The sequence below is a fragment of the Microbacterium aurum genome, assembly GCF_016907815.1.
GTDB lineage: Bacteria > Actinomycetota > Actinomycetes > Actinomycetales > Microbacteriaceae > Microbacterium > Microbacterium aurum.
This window is the reverse complement of sequence record NZ_JAFBCQ010000001.1, coordinates 2,473,740-2,486,449: the sequence shown is the minus strand read 5'-3', so window position 1 is coordinate 2,486,449 and position 12,710 is coordinate 2,473,740. Positions and strand designations below refer to the sequence as shown.

The window sequence follows — 12,710 nt, the reverse complement described above, 5'->3', positions numbered from 1 at the left end:
CCGTCGTGGACGTCGGCGTCGGGCGGGATCAGCTGGAGCGCGCGATGCGCGCCAGCACGCCGTGCACGAACGAACCGGAGTCGTCGGTGGAGAACTCCTTGGCGAGCTCCACGGCCTCGTCGATCGCGACTGCGGCGGGCACCTCGTCGTTGAACAGCAGCTCCCACACCGCCAGGCGGAGGATCGCACGGTCGACCGCCGGCATCCGCTCGAGCTTCCAGTCCTTGGCGTGGGTGACGATCTGCTCGTCGATCTCGTCGCGGTTGTCGATCACACCGTCGACGATCTCGCGGGCGTACAGCCACGAGGTCTCGCGGGCCGGTTCGCTCGCGGCGCGCTTGGCCTCGGCGGCGAGCGTCGAGGCGAGGTCGTCGCCGCGCACGTCGGACTGGTACAGGATGTCGAGCGCGCGCTTGCGCGCCTTCGAACGGGCACTCATCGGCTCAGCCGCCGCCGATCAGTTGACGCGGCCGAGGTAGTCGCCCGTGCGGGTGTCGACCTTGACCTTCGTGCCCGTCTCGAGGAACAGCGGAACCTGGATCTCGTAGCCGGTCTCGACGGTCGCCGGCTTCGTGCCGGCCGACGAGCGGTCGCCCTGCAGGCCCGGCTCGGTGTAGGTGATCTCCAGGACGACGGATGCCGGGAGCTCGATGTACAGCGGGTTGCCGTTGTTGAGCGCGATCTGCACCTGCTGGTTCTCGAGCAGGAAGTTCGCGGCGTCGCCGACGGTCGCCGCGCCGACCGTGATCTGGTCGTAGTCGGCGACGTCCATGAACACGAAGCCTTCGCCGTCGTTGTACAGGTAGGTGAAGTCGCGGCGGTCGACGTTCTCGATGTCGACTTTCGCGCCGGCGTTGAACGTCTTGTCGACGACCTTGCCGGTCATGACGTTCTTCAGCTTCGTGCGAACGAACGCGCCGCCCTTGCCGGGCTTGACGTGCTGGAATTCCACGACGTTCCAGAGCTGGCCGTCGATCGAGAGGACGACGCCGTTGCGGATGTCTGCGGTGGATGCCATGAGTGTGGAGTTCCGTCCCGCCCAGCGGTCGCTGAGCCTTCGAAGCGTGCAGGGCCGACCGGCCCGACGCACGATTCTACGGGATGCCGTGTGTGCGTCGTGCGGTCGGGCGGCGATAGCGCTCCTGATCCGACCGCGGATCAGCGTTCGCCGCGGGGCGGATCAGCCCTCGGCGCGCCCCGCGATGACGTCGATCAGCAGCGAGACGGCGCGCGCGTAGCCGGCGACGCCCTCACCGACGACGTGCACGGCGGCGACGTCGCGTACGTACGAGTGGTGGCGGAACTCCTCGCGGGCGTACACATCGGAGATGTGGACTTCCGCGACGGGGAGCGCCACGCCCGCCAGCGCGTCGCGCAGGACGACGGAGGTGTGCGTCAGTCCGCCCGGATTGATGACGATCCCCGCGCAGGTCGTACGGGCCTCATGGATCGCGTCGATCAGGACGCCCTCGTGATTGCTCTGCACAGCTGTCACGTCGAAGCCGTGCGCGGCGGCGGCATCCGTCACGAGCCGCTCGACGTCGGCGAGCGTCTCGTGGCCGTAGACATCCGGCTCACGGATGCCGAGGAGGTTCAGATTCGGTCCGTTCACGAGCAGGAGGCGGGGCGCGGTCACGCGATCACCCTATCCGCAGAGGGTGTTCAGGGCTCGTCGGTGAACTGCGGGTCGCCCGGCGTGATGCCGAAGAACAGCGGATCCGACGGCGACTCCCGCTTCGGGAAATACCCCTGACCGGGGCGCACGTCGCCGACGATGCGGTCCGCGAGCGCGTGCGGGTCGCCCGGGTTGCACGGCGTGGTGGCGACGACGAGGACGTTGCCGCCCGTCGCGAACGTCACCGTCAGGAGCGAGTAGACCCCCTGCTCACGGACGATCACATCGCGCGATCCCAGCTCGTCGTCGCCGAGATCCATGCCCTCGACCTCGAAGCCCTCGCCCACGAGGTAGTCGACGGCGGCGGTGCGCCGTGCGGGAGCATCTGCCGGGTCGACCTTCGTGGAGCGGGACAGCTCGTACTTCCAGCCGTCGCCGCATCCCGCGCCCGACGGCGTCATGCCGTAGCCGTTGACCTTCCACGCGCCCTCGTCGATCGCGGCCAGCACCCCGTTGGTGGTCTCGCGGTACGCGTAGTAGAGCCGCTCGGCCTGCGCGAACTGCTCTTCCATCGTCGGTTGCTCCACCGTTCCTCCACATCCCGCCAACAGCAGCGTCACGAGCCCGGCCACCGCGACCACGCCCCTCCGACCACGGCTCACGGCAGCACCTCTCCCCTTGCGACGATGGTCGCTATGTTACGGAACGACTCCGAGTCCCGGGACAGGTAGCCGTTGCCCTTCTCCCACCAGCCCCACACCGAGTTGCCGCCGTCGTGTGCCGCGTGGCCGGGGGTCCGGAGCACCTGCTCGGTGCCGCCCGACAGCGAGGGGGCCGTACCGCCGTCGCTCTCGAACTCGATCGCGCCGGGGAGGTCGCCGGGGTTGGTGCCGTGGCCGAACGAGCTGACCTCGCCGTAGCGCGCGATGACATCACCGGGCGCGCGCGAGGCGTAGACCTCCACGCCGGAGTAGTCCATCGGATCATCGCCCGTCCACGTGGCGTGGTATCCGTCCGGCACGCCCGCCGACCCGACGGCGATCAGACGGTCGACGCCGAGGTCGATGTGTGCGCCGCCGACCGCGAGGAAGGCGGTCGTGCTGCCATACGAGTGCCCGATGACCGACGAGGCCACTCGATCGCCGACCTCGTGGTCGAGTCCCCGCAGCGTGTCCCTGAGGCGCGCGGCGCCCTCGGTGGCGCTGCCCATGGTGTGCTCGGTCGCGAGGTTCGGCGAGTCGTAGCCGTACCACGCGATCGACACCGACCGTGTGCCCTCCTCGCCGTAGGCATCGGCGAAGTCATTGAGGTTGCGCGCACTCACGCCCCAACTCTGGAGGTCGTCGAGGCTCGAGAACATCCCTCCGACGAGGGTGCTGACATTCGTCACGCTCGCGAGGGGATCACCCACGATGCGCCCGTCCCGATCGAGGGTCGCGCCCACGCCGTACATGACGGCAGCGGTCGCCTGCGGCTGCTCGAAGGGGTGGAACATCAGGAGCTCGCCGCCGAACTCCGCGCCGAGCTCGCTGCCCAGCTGCCGCAGCTGACCGTCCAGCGGTTCGCCGTACGGCATGCCATTTACCGTCCTCTCGTAGACGGCGCGGTTGGCGTCGAAGCGCACCGGGTACGGCACCCCCTCCAGGTTCCCGATGAAGCCGGGATGCCGCTCGAACAGCTCCTGCTGCTCCTGCGGGCTGAGGCTCGCCCAGATCGCGGCGACCTCGGCGGGCGCATCGGCGTGCGCGAGCGAGGAGATCGCCATCCGGATGCCGGGGTCATCGGTCGTGCCGGACGCCGTGACGAGGGCCGTCAGCGCCGCCCCGTAGGCGTCGTCCCAGCACCGGTACGCCGACTCCCACCGCGACCACAGTTCACCCAGCGCGCCCCGCCGCGCGTCGAGGTCGCCGTCGCCGTCGGCGTCGTCGATCGCCGATGCCGCGCCGGCCACGGCGGCCCAGGTGTCCGCGCCCAGCGCGTCCTGCTGCGCACGGGCGTCGGCGGCGGCATCCTCGGCGACCTGCAGCGTGGCGTGGGCGCTCTCGATCTCGTCGATGAGGTCGTTCGCGATCCGCGCATGGGAGCTCACGGCGTCGACGTAGCCGCGGAGCACGTCGACGATGCGCCCGATCGTGGCCGCGGTGGGCTGCACGCGCTGAGACAGCCGGCCCGCGGCATCCGTGGCCGTGTCGATCGCCCTGCCACGCCCCTCGAGCCCGTGGTGGATGCTGTCCAGGACGACGCACGCATCCGCCGCGTGGTCGACGAGGGTCGCCAGCGCCGCCGCGACACCCTCGATCGCCCCGGAGTCGTAGTCGATGCGCTCCAGCGGATAGCCGCGCTCAGGCGAGGTCAGCGACATCGTCACGGTTCCACCCCCTCCCGAGCGTGGCGTCGAGATCGGCGAACGCATCGAGCACGGTCTGCAACCCGGCGGCGAGCTCGTCGCCGTCTGCGACGTCGCCGCGCACGCGCATGAGCGCCTCGCCGAGGGCGTTCTCCAGCGCCACCCGCAGAAGCGTGCGACCGCAGGGGTTGCCGATGCCGGTGTCACGACGCCACGTGTCCTCGGCGTAGAGGCCGTACTGGCCGATCGAGGCGCCGAGGATGATCTTCGCCTGCTCCAGCGCAGTGCGATCGATCGCGACGTCGTTCTCCACGTCACCGATTCGACCACGGTGCCCCGGTGGCGTCGATGGGCAGAACTGCCCACCGGGTGGTCTACGCGCCGACCTCCTGATAGGCCGCGAACAGCAGCGACTCGTCGGGCGCCTGCAGCACCGTGGGCTTGGCGATGTCGTCGAGCACGATGAAGCGCAGCATCGCACCGCGCGTCTTCTTGTCGCGCTGCATCGTCGCCAGCAGTTGCTGCCAGGCGCCGGCGCGGTAGGAGGTGGGCAGTCCCAGCAGCTCGAGGACGTCGCGGTGGCGCTGCGCCGCGGCATCCGAAAGGCGACCGGCGAGCCGGGACAGTTCGGCGGCGAACACCATCCCCACCGAGATCGCGGCGCCGTGACGCCACTGGTAGCGCTCGGCATGCTCGATCGCGTGGCCGAGTGTGTGGCCATAGTTCAGCACCTCGCGCAGGCCCGCCTCGCGCAGGTCCTCCCCCACGACGCGCGCCTTCATCTGGATGGCGAGCTCGATGCAGCGCCGGAACGCGGGCGTGTGCGGGTCGACGGCCGCCTCCGGATCCGCTTCGATGAGCTCGAGGATCTCGGGGTACCAGATGAAGCCCGCCTTCACGACCTCGGCGAAGCCGGCGACCCGCTCGTTGCGGCTCAGCGAATCGAGCAGTGCGAGATCGCACACGACCGCCCGCGGCGGCCAGAACGCACCGACGAGGTTCTTGCCCTCGGCGGTGTTGATGCCGGTCTTGCCGCCCACGGCGGCGTCGACCATGCCGAGCACGGTCGTCGGCACCTGCACGACCGCCACACCGCGCAGCCAGGTGGCCGCGGCGAAGCCGGCGAGGTCGGTCACGGCGCCCCCGCCGAAGCCGACGACCGCGTCGGTGCGGGTGAAGTCGGCCTGACCCATGACCTGCCAGCAGAAGGCGGCGACCTCGACGCGCTTGCCCTGCTCGGCGTCGGGGATCTCCGCCAGAAGCACCTGACGCTCGCCGCCGGCCATGAGGGTCTCGCGCAGTGCCGCCGCCTGCGCCGCCAGTGTGGGCGGGTGCACGACGAGCACCTTGCGCGCGCTTGGCGGCAGCACCTCGGCGACCAGGGGCAGGATGTCGCGGCCGATCGTGATGTCGTAGGGCTGATCGCCGGCGACGGTGATCACGGTGTTCTCGGTCATGGGGTCTCTCCCGGGTGGGTGGTCGCGGAATCCGTCGCCGGGGTGTCGCCGGCGGGGCCGGCGGCCGCGGTCCCGGCGAGCCAGGCGGCGAGAGCGTCGGCGACGTCCTGCAGCGGGCCGGTCGACGTGTCGAAGACGACGTCGGCGAGACGCTCGTAGACGGGGCGTCGCGCGGCGTAGATCTCGTGCCAGCGGGCGATCGCATCGCCGTCCGCCAGCAGCGGCCGTTTGCCGCCGCGGATGCGGGCGGCGACGTTGTGCGGCGAGACGGTGAGCAGCACGACGCGGTGGTCGGCGAGATCGCGCTGCGTCTGCGGATGCAGCACGGCACCGCCGCCGAGCGCGACGACGCCCCCCGCGCGCAGCGCCTCGGCCACGGCCGCGCGCTCCAGCTCGCGGAAGTGCGGTTCGCCGTACTCGGCGAAGATGCGGTCGATGGGTCCGTGTGCGCGCACGACGGCGGCGTCGCTGTCCGCGAAACGCAGGCCGAGCTGCTTCGCGACGCGCTTGCCGATGCTCGTCTTGCCGGCGCCCATCGGTCCGATGAGGACGATTGCGGGCTCGGTCATCCGATCGCGGGGTCGCTGCCGCCGGCCGTCTGGAGGTTCTCCGGAATGGCGGCGAGGTAGCCCTCGAGGTTCCGGCGAGTCTCTGCGACGCTGTCGCCGCCGAACTTCTCCAGGACGGCCTCGGCGAGGACGATGGCGACCATCGCCTCGGCGACGACGCCGGCTGCCGGGACGGCGCACACGTCGGAGCGCTGGTGGTGCGCGGTGGCGGCCTCGCCGGTGGCGACGTCGATCGTGCGCAGCGAATGCGGGACCGTCGCGATCGGCTTCATACCGGCGCGCACGCGCAGCACGGTGCCGGTGGACATGCCGCCTTCCGTGCCGCCCGCCTTGTCGGTGGCGCGCGTGATCCCCGCGGATGCCGCGAACAGCTCGTCGTGGGCGGCGGAGCCGCGCCGGCGCGTGGTCTCGAACCCGTCGCCCACCTCGACGCCCTTGATCGCCTGGATTGACATGAGAGCCTGAGCGAGCCGGCCGTCCAGGCGCCGGTCCCATTGCACGTGCGAACCGAGCCCCGGAGGCACGCCGTAGGCGAGCACCTCGACGATGCCGCCGAGCGTGTCGCCGTCCTTCTTGGCGGCGTCGACTTCGGCGACCATCGCCGCCGAAGTGGCGGCGTCGAAGCAGCGCAGCGGATCGGCATCGAGCGCGTCGACGTCGTCGGGCGTCGGCAGCGCGGCGTCCTCGGGCGCGCGGACCGGACCGATCGACAGCGTGTGGCTGACCAGGCGGATGCCGAGTTCGCCGAGGAAGGAGCGTGCGATGGCGCCGAGCGCGACCCGCGCCGCGGTCTCGCGGGCGCTCGCACGCTCGAGGATCGGGCGAGCCTCGTCGAAGCCGTACTTCTGCATGCCGACGAGGTCGGCGTGCCCCGGCCGGGGGCGCGTGAGCGCCGCGCCGCGTCCGCGCGAGCGGTCGGTGAGCTCCACCGGCTCCGCGCTCATGACCTCGGTCCACTTGGGCCACTCGGTGTTGCCGACGCGCAGCGCGACCGGGCTGCCGATCGTGTAACCGTGGCGGACGCCGGCGGAGATCGTCAGCTCGTCCTCCTCGAACTTCATCCGCGAGCCGCGGCCGTAGCCGAGCTTGCGGCGCGCGAGATCCGCCTGGATCGCGGCGCGCGAAACGGGGACGCCGGCGGGCAGACCCTCCATGAAGGCGACGAGTTCGGGGCCGTGGGATTCGCCGGCCGTGAGCACGCGGAGCATGCGCCTAGTCTCCCATGAGCGCCGAGCGCATGACGTCCACGACGTCCTCTTCGTCCGGCAGCGGCTCGGTCACCGCGCCCGTCGCGAAAGCGCGGATCTGCAGCACCGCCTGACGCAGCAGCATCCCTCGGCCGTCCACGGCGCGCCCGCCCGCCTGCTGCCACGCGGTCGCGAGCGCCGTCGGCCAGTGCCCGTAGACGACGTCGTAGAGCAGTCCGCCGCCCGCGGCGAGCCGTGCGGCCGCCTGCTCGTCGAGCGCGGCGCCGCCGGGCAGGGTCGAGATGGTGAGCGGGACGGATGCCGTGGCCACGGTCTCCACGGCGGCGACCGAGACCGCGACCGCCAGGCGCTCCCCCAGCGCGGCGAGAGCATGGGCCGCCTGCGGGCGGCGGGCGACGACCTCGACCGTCCGTGCACCGAGCTGCGCGAGCGCGACGAGCGCCGACGTCGCCGTCGCGCCCGCTCCCACGATGCGTGCGCGGTCGAGAGTGGTGACCCCCTGCGCCTGCACGTCGGCGACGATCCCGCCGACGTCGGTGTTGAATCCGCGGCGCTCCCCGCCCGTCAACACGATCGTGTTGACCGCGCCGGTCAGTTCCGCCGGGCGATCGCGCGTCGTGGCGGCGGCGAAGGCCGCCGCCTTCAGGGGAAAGGTCAGCGACAGCCCGCGGTACGACGCGTCGAGACCGTCGACCTCGACGGCGAAACCGGCGGCGTCGACGCGGCGGCGCCCGTAGGTCCAGTCCCAGCCGAGGCGCGCGTACGCGGCGGCGTGGAGGCGCGGTGACAGGCTGTGGTCGATGGGGTCGCCCCAGACCTCCAGCCGGGTCGGCCCGGTCAGCATCCGCGGTTGTCGTTCGCGGCGCACCACTCGTCCCACTTGGCGATCGCGGCCTCGTGTTCGGCGTAGGTGTCGGAGAAGATCGTCTCGCCGGTGTCCATGTTCCAGGTGACGAAGTAGAGCCAGTTCCCGTCGGCGGGGTGCATCGCCGCGTCGATCGCGGTGTCGCCCGGGTTGGAGATCGGGGTGGCCGGCAGGCCGTCGATCACGTACGTGTTCCAGGCGTTGTCGTCCTCGAGGGCCTCTTTCGACGAGCTCGCGCTGCCGTCGTGCATCTCGCCATAGCCGTACTGCGCGGTGGAATCCATCTGCAGCTTCATGCCGTCCGCAAGCCGGTTCGAGATGACGCGCGACACCTTGTAGAAGTCGTCGGGCAGGCGGGCCTCGCGCTCGATGATCGACGCCGTGATGAGCACCTGCTGGCGCTGATCGACGGGCACCCCGGCGGTGTCGAGCGACTGGACCGTGCGGTTCACGAGCGTCGTGATGACGTCCTGCGCAGTCACGCCGGGATCGAACGTGTACGTCGCCGGGAACAGCCAGCCTTCGAGACTCGTCGCCGTGACCCCGTAGGCGGACGGGTCGGCGGTCGCCGCCTGCAGGTCGGCCAGGGGCAGTCCGAGACTGGCGGACAGGCGCTCCAGCGTCTGCGCCTCGGTGAGGCCTTCAGGCAGCTGCGCCGTGAAGTCCTGCTTGTTCGCGGGGTCCAGGAGTGCGGTGAGGGCCGCCGCGGAGGTCATCTTCTGCTGGAGGGCGTAGACACCCGGCTGGAACGGCGGGTTCTGCGCGGACTGCACGAGGTAGTCGTAGAACGCCTCGGGCGTCTTTGTGACGCCGGCGTCATACAGGGACTGCGAGATGGTGGAGCCGGTGTCGCCGCTGACGATCGTGACGAGCGCCTCGCCGGTGGCCAGGCCCGCCTCGTAGTCCTTCGGCTCCTCCCAGCCCATGAACGCGCGGATCTTGTCCTCGTACGTGTTCCACACGTAGAAACCACCGGCGGTAATGCCGCCGAGGATGGCGAGGATCACGCCGAAGACGACCCACGCCGCGATGCGGCTCTTGCGCCGGTCCTTCGCGTGCCGGCTGTCGCGCGCGTTCGCCGCGCCCGCGCCGTCGAACAGCGCCTCCAGTTGAGGGGACGCGTCGGCGACGGTGACGCCGGCGGGTGCGGCCGCCGCCGCGCGCGGTGCGTCGGGCGCGGCGGCCGGCGTGGCCGCGGTCGCCGCTCGAGCAGTCGCCGCTGGGGCGGGGGCCGGTGCCGCGGGCACCGGTGCCACAGGCGCGGCGGCGGCGGGCATCGATGAGTCCGGCGCCGTGGCCGCGTCGGGCTCGGATGCCGCGGCGGCTTCGCGCGCGGCGCGCCGCGACAGCGGCGCGTCGGGGGCGGCCGGCGTGGGCGCGGCGTCGGAGGCAGGCTGCGACGTCCGCGCCGACGGCAGCTTGCTGAACAGATCCGCGAACGTGTCGTCGCCCTGCGGGTTCTCGGGCATCAGGTCGGCTCCTGCGACTCGGTGAGTGAGACACCGGCCGGGGTACCGGTGCTCTTCTCGACGTCGATCGCCTGCTGCAGCAGGACGACGGCGGCGACTTGGTCGACAATCCTACGAGACGAACGCTGAGAACGCCCGGACTCGCGCAGGGCCGCGTGCGCCGACACCGTGCTCAGGCGCTCATCGACGAGACGCACGGGCAGAGCGGATGCCGCCTGCAGCGCCGCCGCGAACGCGCGGGCATCGGCGGTCGACGCCGTCTCGTTCCCGTTGAGACTGATCGGCAGACCCACGAGGAGCTCGAACGCGCTGTACTCGTCGGCGAGCTCCGCGACCCGCTGTGGCGCGGCATCCGTCCGCGGCACGGTTTCGACGGGTACGGCGAGCAGCCCGTCCCGATCGCAGCGCGCGACCCCGACGCGGGCGGTCCCCACGTCGATGCCGAGTCGGACGCCGGGCCGGAACCCGCTCACGCGGTCGCCGTCTCCAGCGCGCGCGTGAGGGCATCGAGGGCAGCCGGGAGCGCCGCGGCATCCGTGCCACCGCCCTGGGCGACATCGTCACGGCCCCCGCCGCCGCCGCCGAGCACAGCGGCCGCGGTCTTCGCGAGCGCACCGGCGCGCGCGCCGCCGCCCCGGGCGACGTCGTCGGTGGCGACGATCACGACCGGACGCTCGCCGACCTGGGCGCCGAGCGCCACGACGGCGCCCGCCCCCACGCGCGCACGCACCTGCAGCGCGAGGCTGCGCACGTCGTCGGCGGATGCGGCGGTGCCGAGCGACTGCGCCACGACGCGGAACGGTCCGACCGCCTGCGCGGTCGCCGCGAGCTCGGGAAGCCGGCTCTCGAGCGCCTTCGCCTCGAACTGGGCGATGCGCTTCTCGGCGGCCTTGAGGCTCGCCGCGAGCTCGGCGATGCGCGCGGGCAGCTGGTCCTTGGGGGTCTTCAGCGAGCTGGTCAGCTGCGAGACGATGGCCCGCTCGGCAGCGAGTTCGCGGAACGCGTCGAAACCGACGAGGGCCTCGACGCGGCGCGTGGACGCGCCGACCGACGACTCGCCGACGAGGTTGATCAGCCCGACCTCGGCGGAGCTGGACACGTGCGTGCCCGCGCACAGCTCGCGCGACCACGGGCCGCCGATGTCGACCATCCGCACCGTCTCGCCGTACTTCTCGCCGAACAGGGCCATCGCGCCGAGCGCCTTGGCCTCATCCAGCGGCAGGACGCGTGTGGTGACCTGCAGATTGTCGCGGACGGCGTTGTTGGCGATCTCCTCGATCTCGGTCTTGGTGGCCTCGGACAGCGTCTGGCCCCAGGCAAAGTCGAAGCGCATGTAGCCGGCGCGGTTGAGGGAGCCCGCCTGCGTCGCGCTCTTGCCGAGCGTGTCGCGCAGCGCGGCGTGGACGAGGTGCGTCGCGGAGTGCGCCTGCTGCGCGGCGCGGCGGTTGGCCGCATCCACGACGCTCGTCGCGGGCTGGCCGACGCCGACCTCGCCGCTGGTGACCTCGACGGTGTGGCTGACGAGTCCCGGGACGGGCTTCTGCACATCGAGGACTTCCAGCTCGAACCCGGGGCCCACGATCATGCCCTTGTCGGCGACCTGACCGCCGCTCTCGGCGTACAGGGCGGTCTCGGCGAGGATCACCTCGGCGATCTGACCGGTCGTCGCCCGCTGGGCGGGCAGACCATCCACGAGCAGCCCGAGCACGGTCGACTCGGTCTCCAGGTCGCTGTAGCCGGTGAAGATCGTCTCGCCCTGCGCCCGGAAGTCGCGGTACACGCTGGTGTCGGCGAGCTGGCGCTTGCGGGAGCGGGCATCCGCCTTCGCGCGGGCGCGCTGCTCCTGCATGAGGGTGTCGAACGCGTCCCGGTCGACGCTCAGCCCCGCCTCCTCGACGATCTCCAGCGTCAGGTCGATCGGGAAGCCGTACGTGTCGTGCAGCAGGAACGCCTCGGCACCGCCGATCTGGGTGGCCCCGGCATCCTTCGCCGCCGCGATCGACGCATCGAGGTTCTCCGAGCCGGCCGCGAGGGTCCGCAGGAACGTCGCCTCCTCGGCGAGGGCGTACGCCGACAGCCGCTCGTACTCGTCGGCGACGACCGGGTAGGCGTCCTTCATCGCGTCGCGCGACGCCGCGAACAGCGTCGCGAACGTGGGACCGTCGACACCGAGCAGGCGCATCGAGCGGATGGCGCGGCGCATGAGGCGGCGCAGGATGTAGCCGCGGCCGTCGTTGGAGGGCGTGACACCGTCGCTCAACAGCATCAGGGACGAGCGCACGTGGTCGGCCACCACGCGGAAGCGCACATCGTCGTCGTGGTCCGCACCGTACGTCTTGCCGGACAGGCGCACAGCCGCGTCGAGCACGGGACGCACCTGGTCGGTCTCGTACATGTTGTCGACGCCCTGCTTGATGAAGGCGATCCGTTCCAGGCCCATGCCGGTGTCGATGTTCTTGTTCGGCAGCTCGCCGACGATCGTGAAGTCGTACTTGCTCTTAACGTCGGTGATCTCGTACTGCATGAACACGAGGTTCCAGATCTCGACATACCGGTCGTCGTCGGTCGCCGGTCCCCCGTCGATGCCGTACGCGGGGCCGCGGTCGAAGAAGATCTCCGAGCAGGGGCCGGCGGGGCCGGGCAGCCCGGTCGACCAGTAGTTGGTGTCCTTGCCGAGGCGCTGGATGCGCTCCTCGGGGAGGTCGGTGAGCCGGCGCCACAGGTCGTGCGCTTCGTCGTCCTCCTCGTACACCGTGACCCACAGATCCTTCGGGTCGAACCCGAGCCCGCCGTCGGCCTCGCTCGTCGTGAGCAGCTCCCACGCGTAGCGGATCGCGCCCTCTTTGAAGTAGTCGCCGAACGACCAGTTGCCGAGCATCTGGAAGAAGGTGCCGTGACGCGGCGTCTTGCCGACCTCTTCGATGTCGTTCGTCCGGATGCACTTCTGGTTGTCGGCGGCGCGCGGGTACGGCGCGGGCACATCACCCGAGAGGTAGGGAATGAAGGGCACCATTCCGGCGACGGTGAACAGCAGCGCCGGGTCGTCCGTGACCAGGGATGCCGAGGGCACGATCGTGTGCCCGTTCTTCTCGAAGTAGTCCAGGTAGCGCTGCGCGATCTCGGCGGTCTTCATCTCGGGTTCCTGTGGAGTCTGTGGGCATGCATGACCGCCGCGCCCGT

Annotated in this window: 13 protein-coding genes; all 13 read right to left on the bottom strand. The window is 71.3% G+C overall.

Annotated elements, in window-relative coordinates:
- Nucleotides 1-28: 28 nt before the first annotated feature.
- Entirely contained in the window at nt 29-439 is a 411-nt protein-coding gene (gene nusB / locus JOD60_RS12265; RefSeq protein WP_076690862.1) for a transcription antitermination factor NusB, read from the bottom strand.
- An 18-nt stretch (nt 440-457) separates the two neighbouring features.
- Nucleotides 458-1,018 carry an elongation factor P gene (gene efp, locus JOD60_RS12260; protein WP_076690861.1) on the bottom strand — a complete coding sequence of 187 codons (561 nt, stop codon included), beginning with the start codon at nt 1,016-1,018 and terminating at the stop codon, nt 458-460.
- Nucleotides 1,019-1,180: 162 nt separating this feature from the next.
- Nucleotides 1,181-1,636: a type II 3-dehydroquinate dehydratase gene (aroQ, locus tag JOD60_RS12255; RefSeq protein ID WP_076690860.1), complete on the bottom strand. Its 456-nt coding sequence runs from the start codon at nt 1,634-1,636 to the stop codon at nt 1,181-1,183.
- A 26-nt stretch (nt 1,637-1,662) separates the two neighbouring features.
- Nucleotides 1,663-2,187 (bottom strand): hypothetical protein, encoded by a 525-nt coding sequence (locus JOD60_RS12250; protein ID WP_076690859.1) that lies wholly within the window; start codon nt 2,185-2,187, stop codon nt 1,663-1,665.
- 86 nt (nt 2,188-2,273) lie between these two features.
- A complete protein-coding gene (locus tag JOD60_RS12245) occupies nt 2,274-3,977 on the bottom strand; it encodes an alpha/beta hydrolase (RefSeq protein WP_076690858.1) in 1,704 nt (567 codons plus the stop codon).
- Nucleotides 3,958-4,275: a hypothetical protein gene (locus JOD60_RS12240; RefSeq protein WP_076690857.1), complete on the bottom strand. Its 318-nt coding sequence runs from the start codon at nt 4,273-4,275 to the stop codon at nt 3,958-3,960. Before JOD60_RS12240 ends, JOD60_RS12245 begins: the two co-directional genes overlap by 20 nt.
- Before the next feature lie 61 nt (nt 4,276-4,336).
- Nucleotides 4,337-5,419 carry a 3-dehydroquinate synthase gene (aroB, locus tag JOD60_RS12235; RefSeq protein ID WP_076690856.1) on the bottom strand — a complete coding sequence of 361 codons (1,083 nt, stop codon included), beginning with the start codon at nt 5,417-5,419 and terminating at the stop codon, nt 4,337-4,339.
- Nucleotides 5,416-5,988 (bottom strand): shikimate kinase, encoded by a 573-nt coding sequence (locus JOD60_RS12230; protein WP_076690855.1) that lies wholly within the window; start codon nt 5,986-5,988, stop codon nt 5,416-5,418. The genes aroB and JOD60_RS12230 overlap by 4 nt, the downstream gene beginning before the upstream one ends.
- Complete coding sequence (aroC, locus tag JOD60_RS12225; RefSeq protein WP_076690854.1) at nt 5,985-7,196, bottom strand: chorismate synthase; 1,212 nt, start codon at nt 7,194-7,196, stop codon at nt 5,985-5,987. The genes JOD60_RS12230 and aroC overlap by 4 nt, the downstream gene beginning before the upstream one ends.
- 4 nt (nt 7,197-7,200) lie before the next feature.
- Entirely contained in the window at nt 7,201-8,040 is an 840-nt protein-coding gene (locus tag JOD60_RS12220) for a shikimate dehydrogenase family protein (protein ID WP_076690853.1), read from the bottom strand.
- Nucleotides 8,034-9,530, bottom strand: coding sequence for an endolytic transglycosylase MltG (mltG, locus tag JOD60_RS12215; RefSeq protein WP_076690852.1), 1,497 nt, complete (start codon nt 9,528-9,530; stop codon nt 8,034-8,036). Before mltG ends, JOD60_RS12220 begins: the two co-directional genes overlap by 7 nt.
- On the bottom strand, nt 9,530-10,003 hold the full coding sequence (gene ruvX, locus JOD60_RS12210; protein ID WP_076690851.1) for a Holliday junction resolvase RuvX: 474 nt from the start codon (nt 10,001-10,003) through the stop codon (nt 9,530-9,532). Before ruvX ends, mltG begins: the two co-directional genes overlap by 1 nt.
- Nucleotides 10,000-12,663 carry an alanine--tRNA ligase gene (gene alaS / locus JOD60_RS12205; protein ID WP_076690850.1) on the bottom strand — a complete coding sequence of 888 codons (2,664 nt, stop codon included), beginning with the start codon at nt 12,661-12,663 and terminating at the stop codon, nt 10,000-10,002. Before alaS ends, ruvX begins: the two co-directional genes overlap by 4 nt.
- Nucleotides 12,664-12,710 lie beyond the last annotated feature (47 nt).

What these genes read in the sequence shown, in the direction of transcription:
- nusB (WP_076690862.1), bottom strand. Translation starts at nt 439, where the DNA reads ATGAGTGCCCGTTCGAAGGCGCGCAAGCGCGCGCTCGACATCCTGTAC.
- efp (WP_076690861.1), bottom strand. Translation starts at nt 1,018, where the DNA reads ATGGCATCCACCGCAGACATCCGCAACGGCGTCGTCCTCTCGATCGAC.
- JOD60_RS12250 (WP_076690859.1), bottom strand. Translation starts at nt 2,187, where the DNA reads ATGGAAGAGCAGTTCGCGCAGGCCGAGCGGCTCTACTACGCGTACCGC.
- JOD60_RS12245 (WP_076690858.1), bottom strand. Translation starts at nt 3,977, where the DNA reads ATGTCGCTGACCTCGCCTGAGCGCGGCTATCCGCTGGAGCGCATCGAC.
- aroB (WP_076690856.1), bottom strand. Translation starts at nt 5,419, where the DNA reads ATGACCGAGAACACCGTGATCACCGTCGCCGGCGATCAGCCCTACGAC.
- JOD60_RS12230 (WP_076690855.1), bottom strand. Translation starts at nt 5,988, where the DNA reads ATGACCGAGCCCGCAATCGTCCTCATCGGACCGATGGGCGCCGGCAAG.
- aroC (WP_076690854.1), bottom strand. Translation starts at nt 7,196, where the DNA reads ATGCTCCGCGTGCTCACGGCCGGCGAATCCCACGGCCCCGAACTCGTC.
- JOD60_RS12220 (WP_076690853.1), bottom strand. Translation starts at nt 8,040, where the DNA reads ATGCTGACCGGGCCGACCCGGCTGGAGGTCTGGGGCGACCCCATCGAC.
- mltG (WP_076690852.1), bottom strand. Translation starts at nt 9,530, where the DNA reads ATGCCCGAGAACCCGCAGGGCGACGACACGTTCGCGGATCTGTTCAGC.
- alaS (WP_076690850.1), bottom strand. Translation starts at nt 12,663, where the DNA reads ATGAAGACCGCCGAGATCGCGCAGCGCTACCTGGACTACTTCGAGAAG.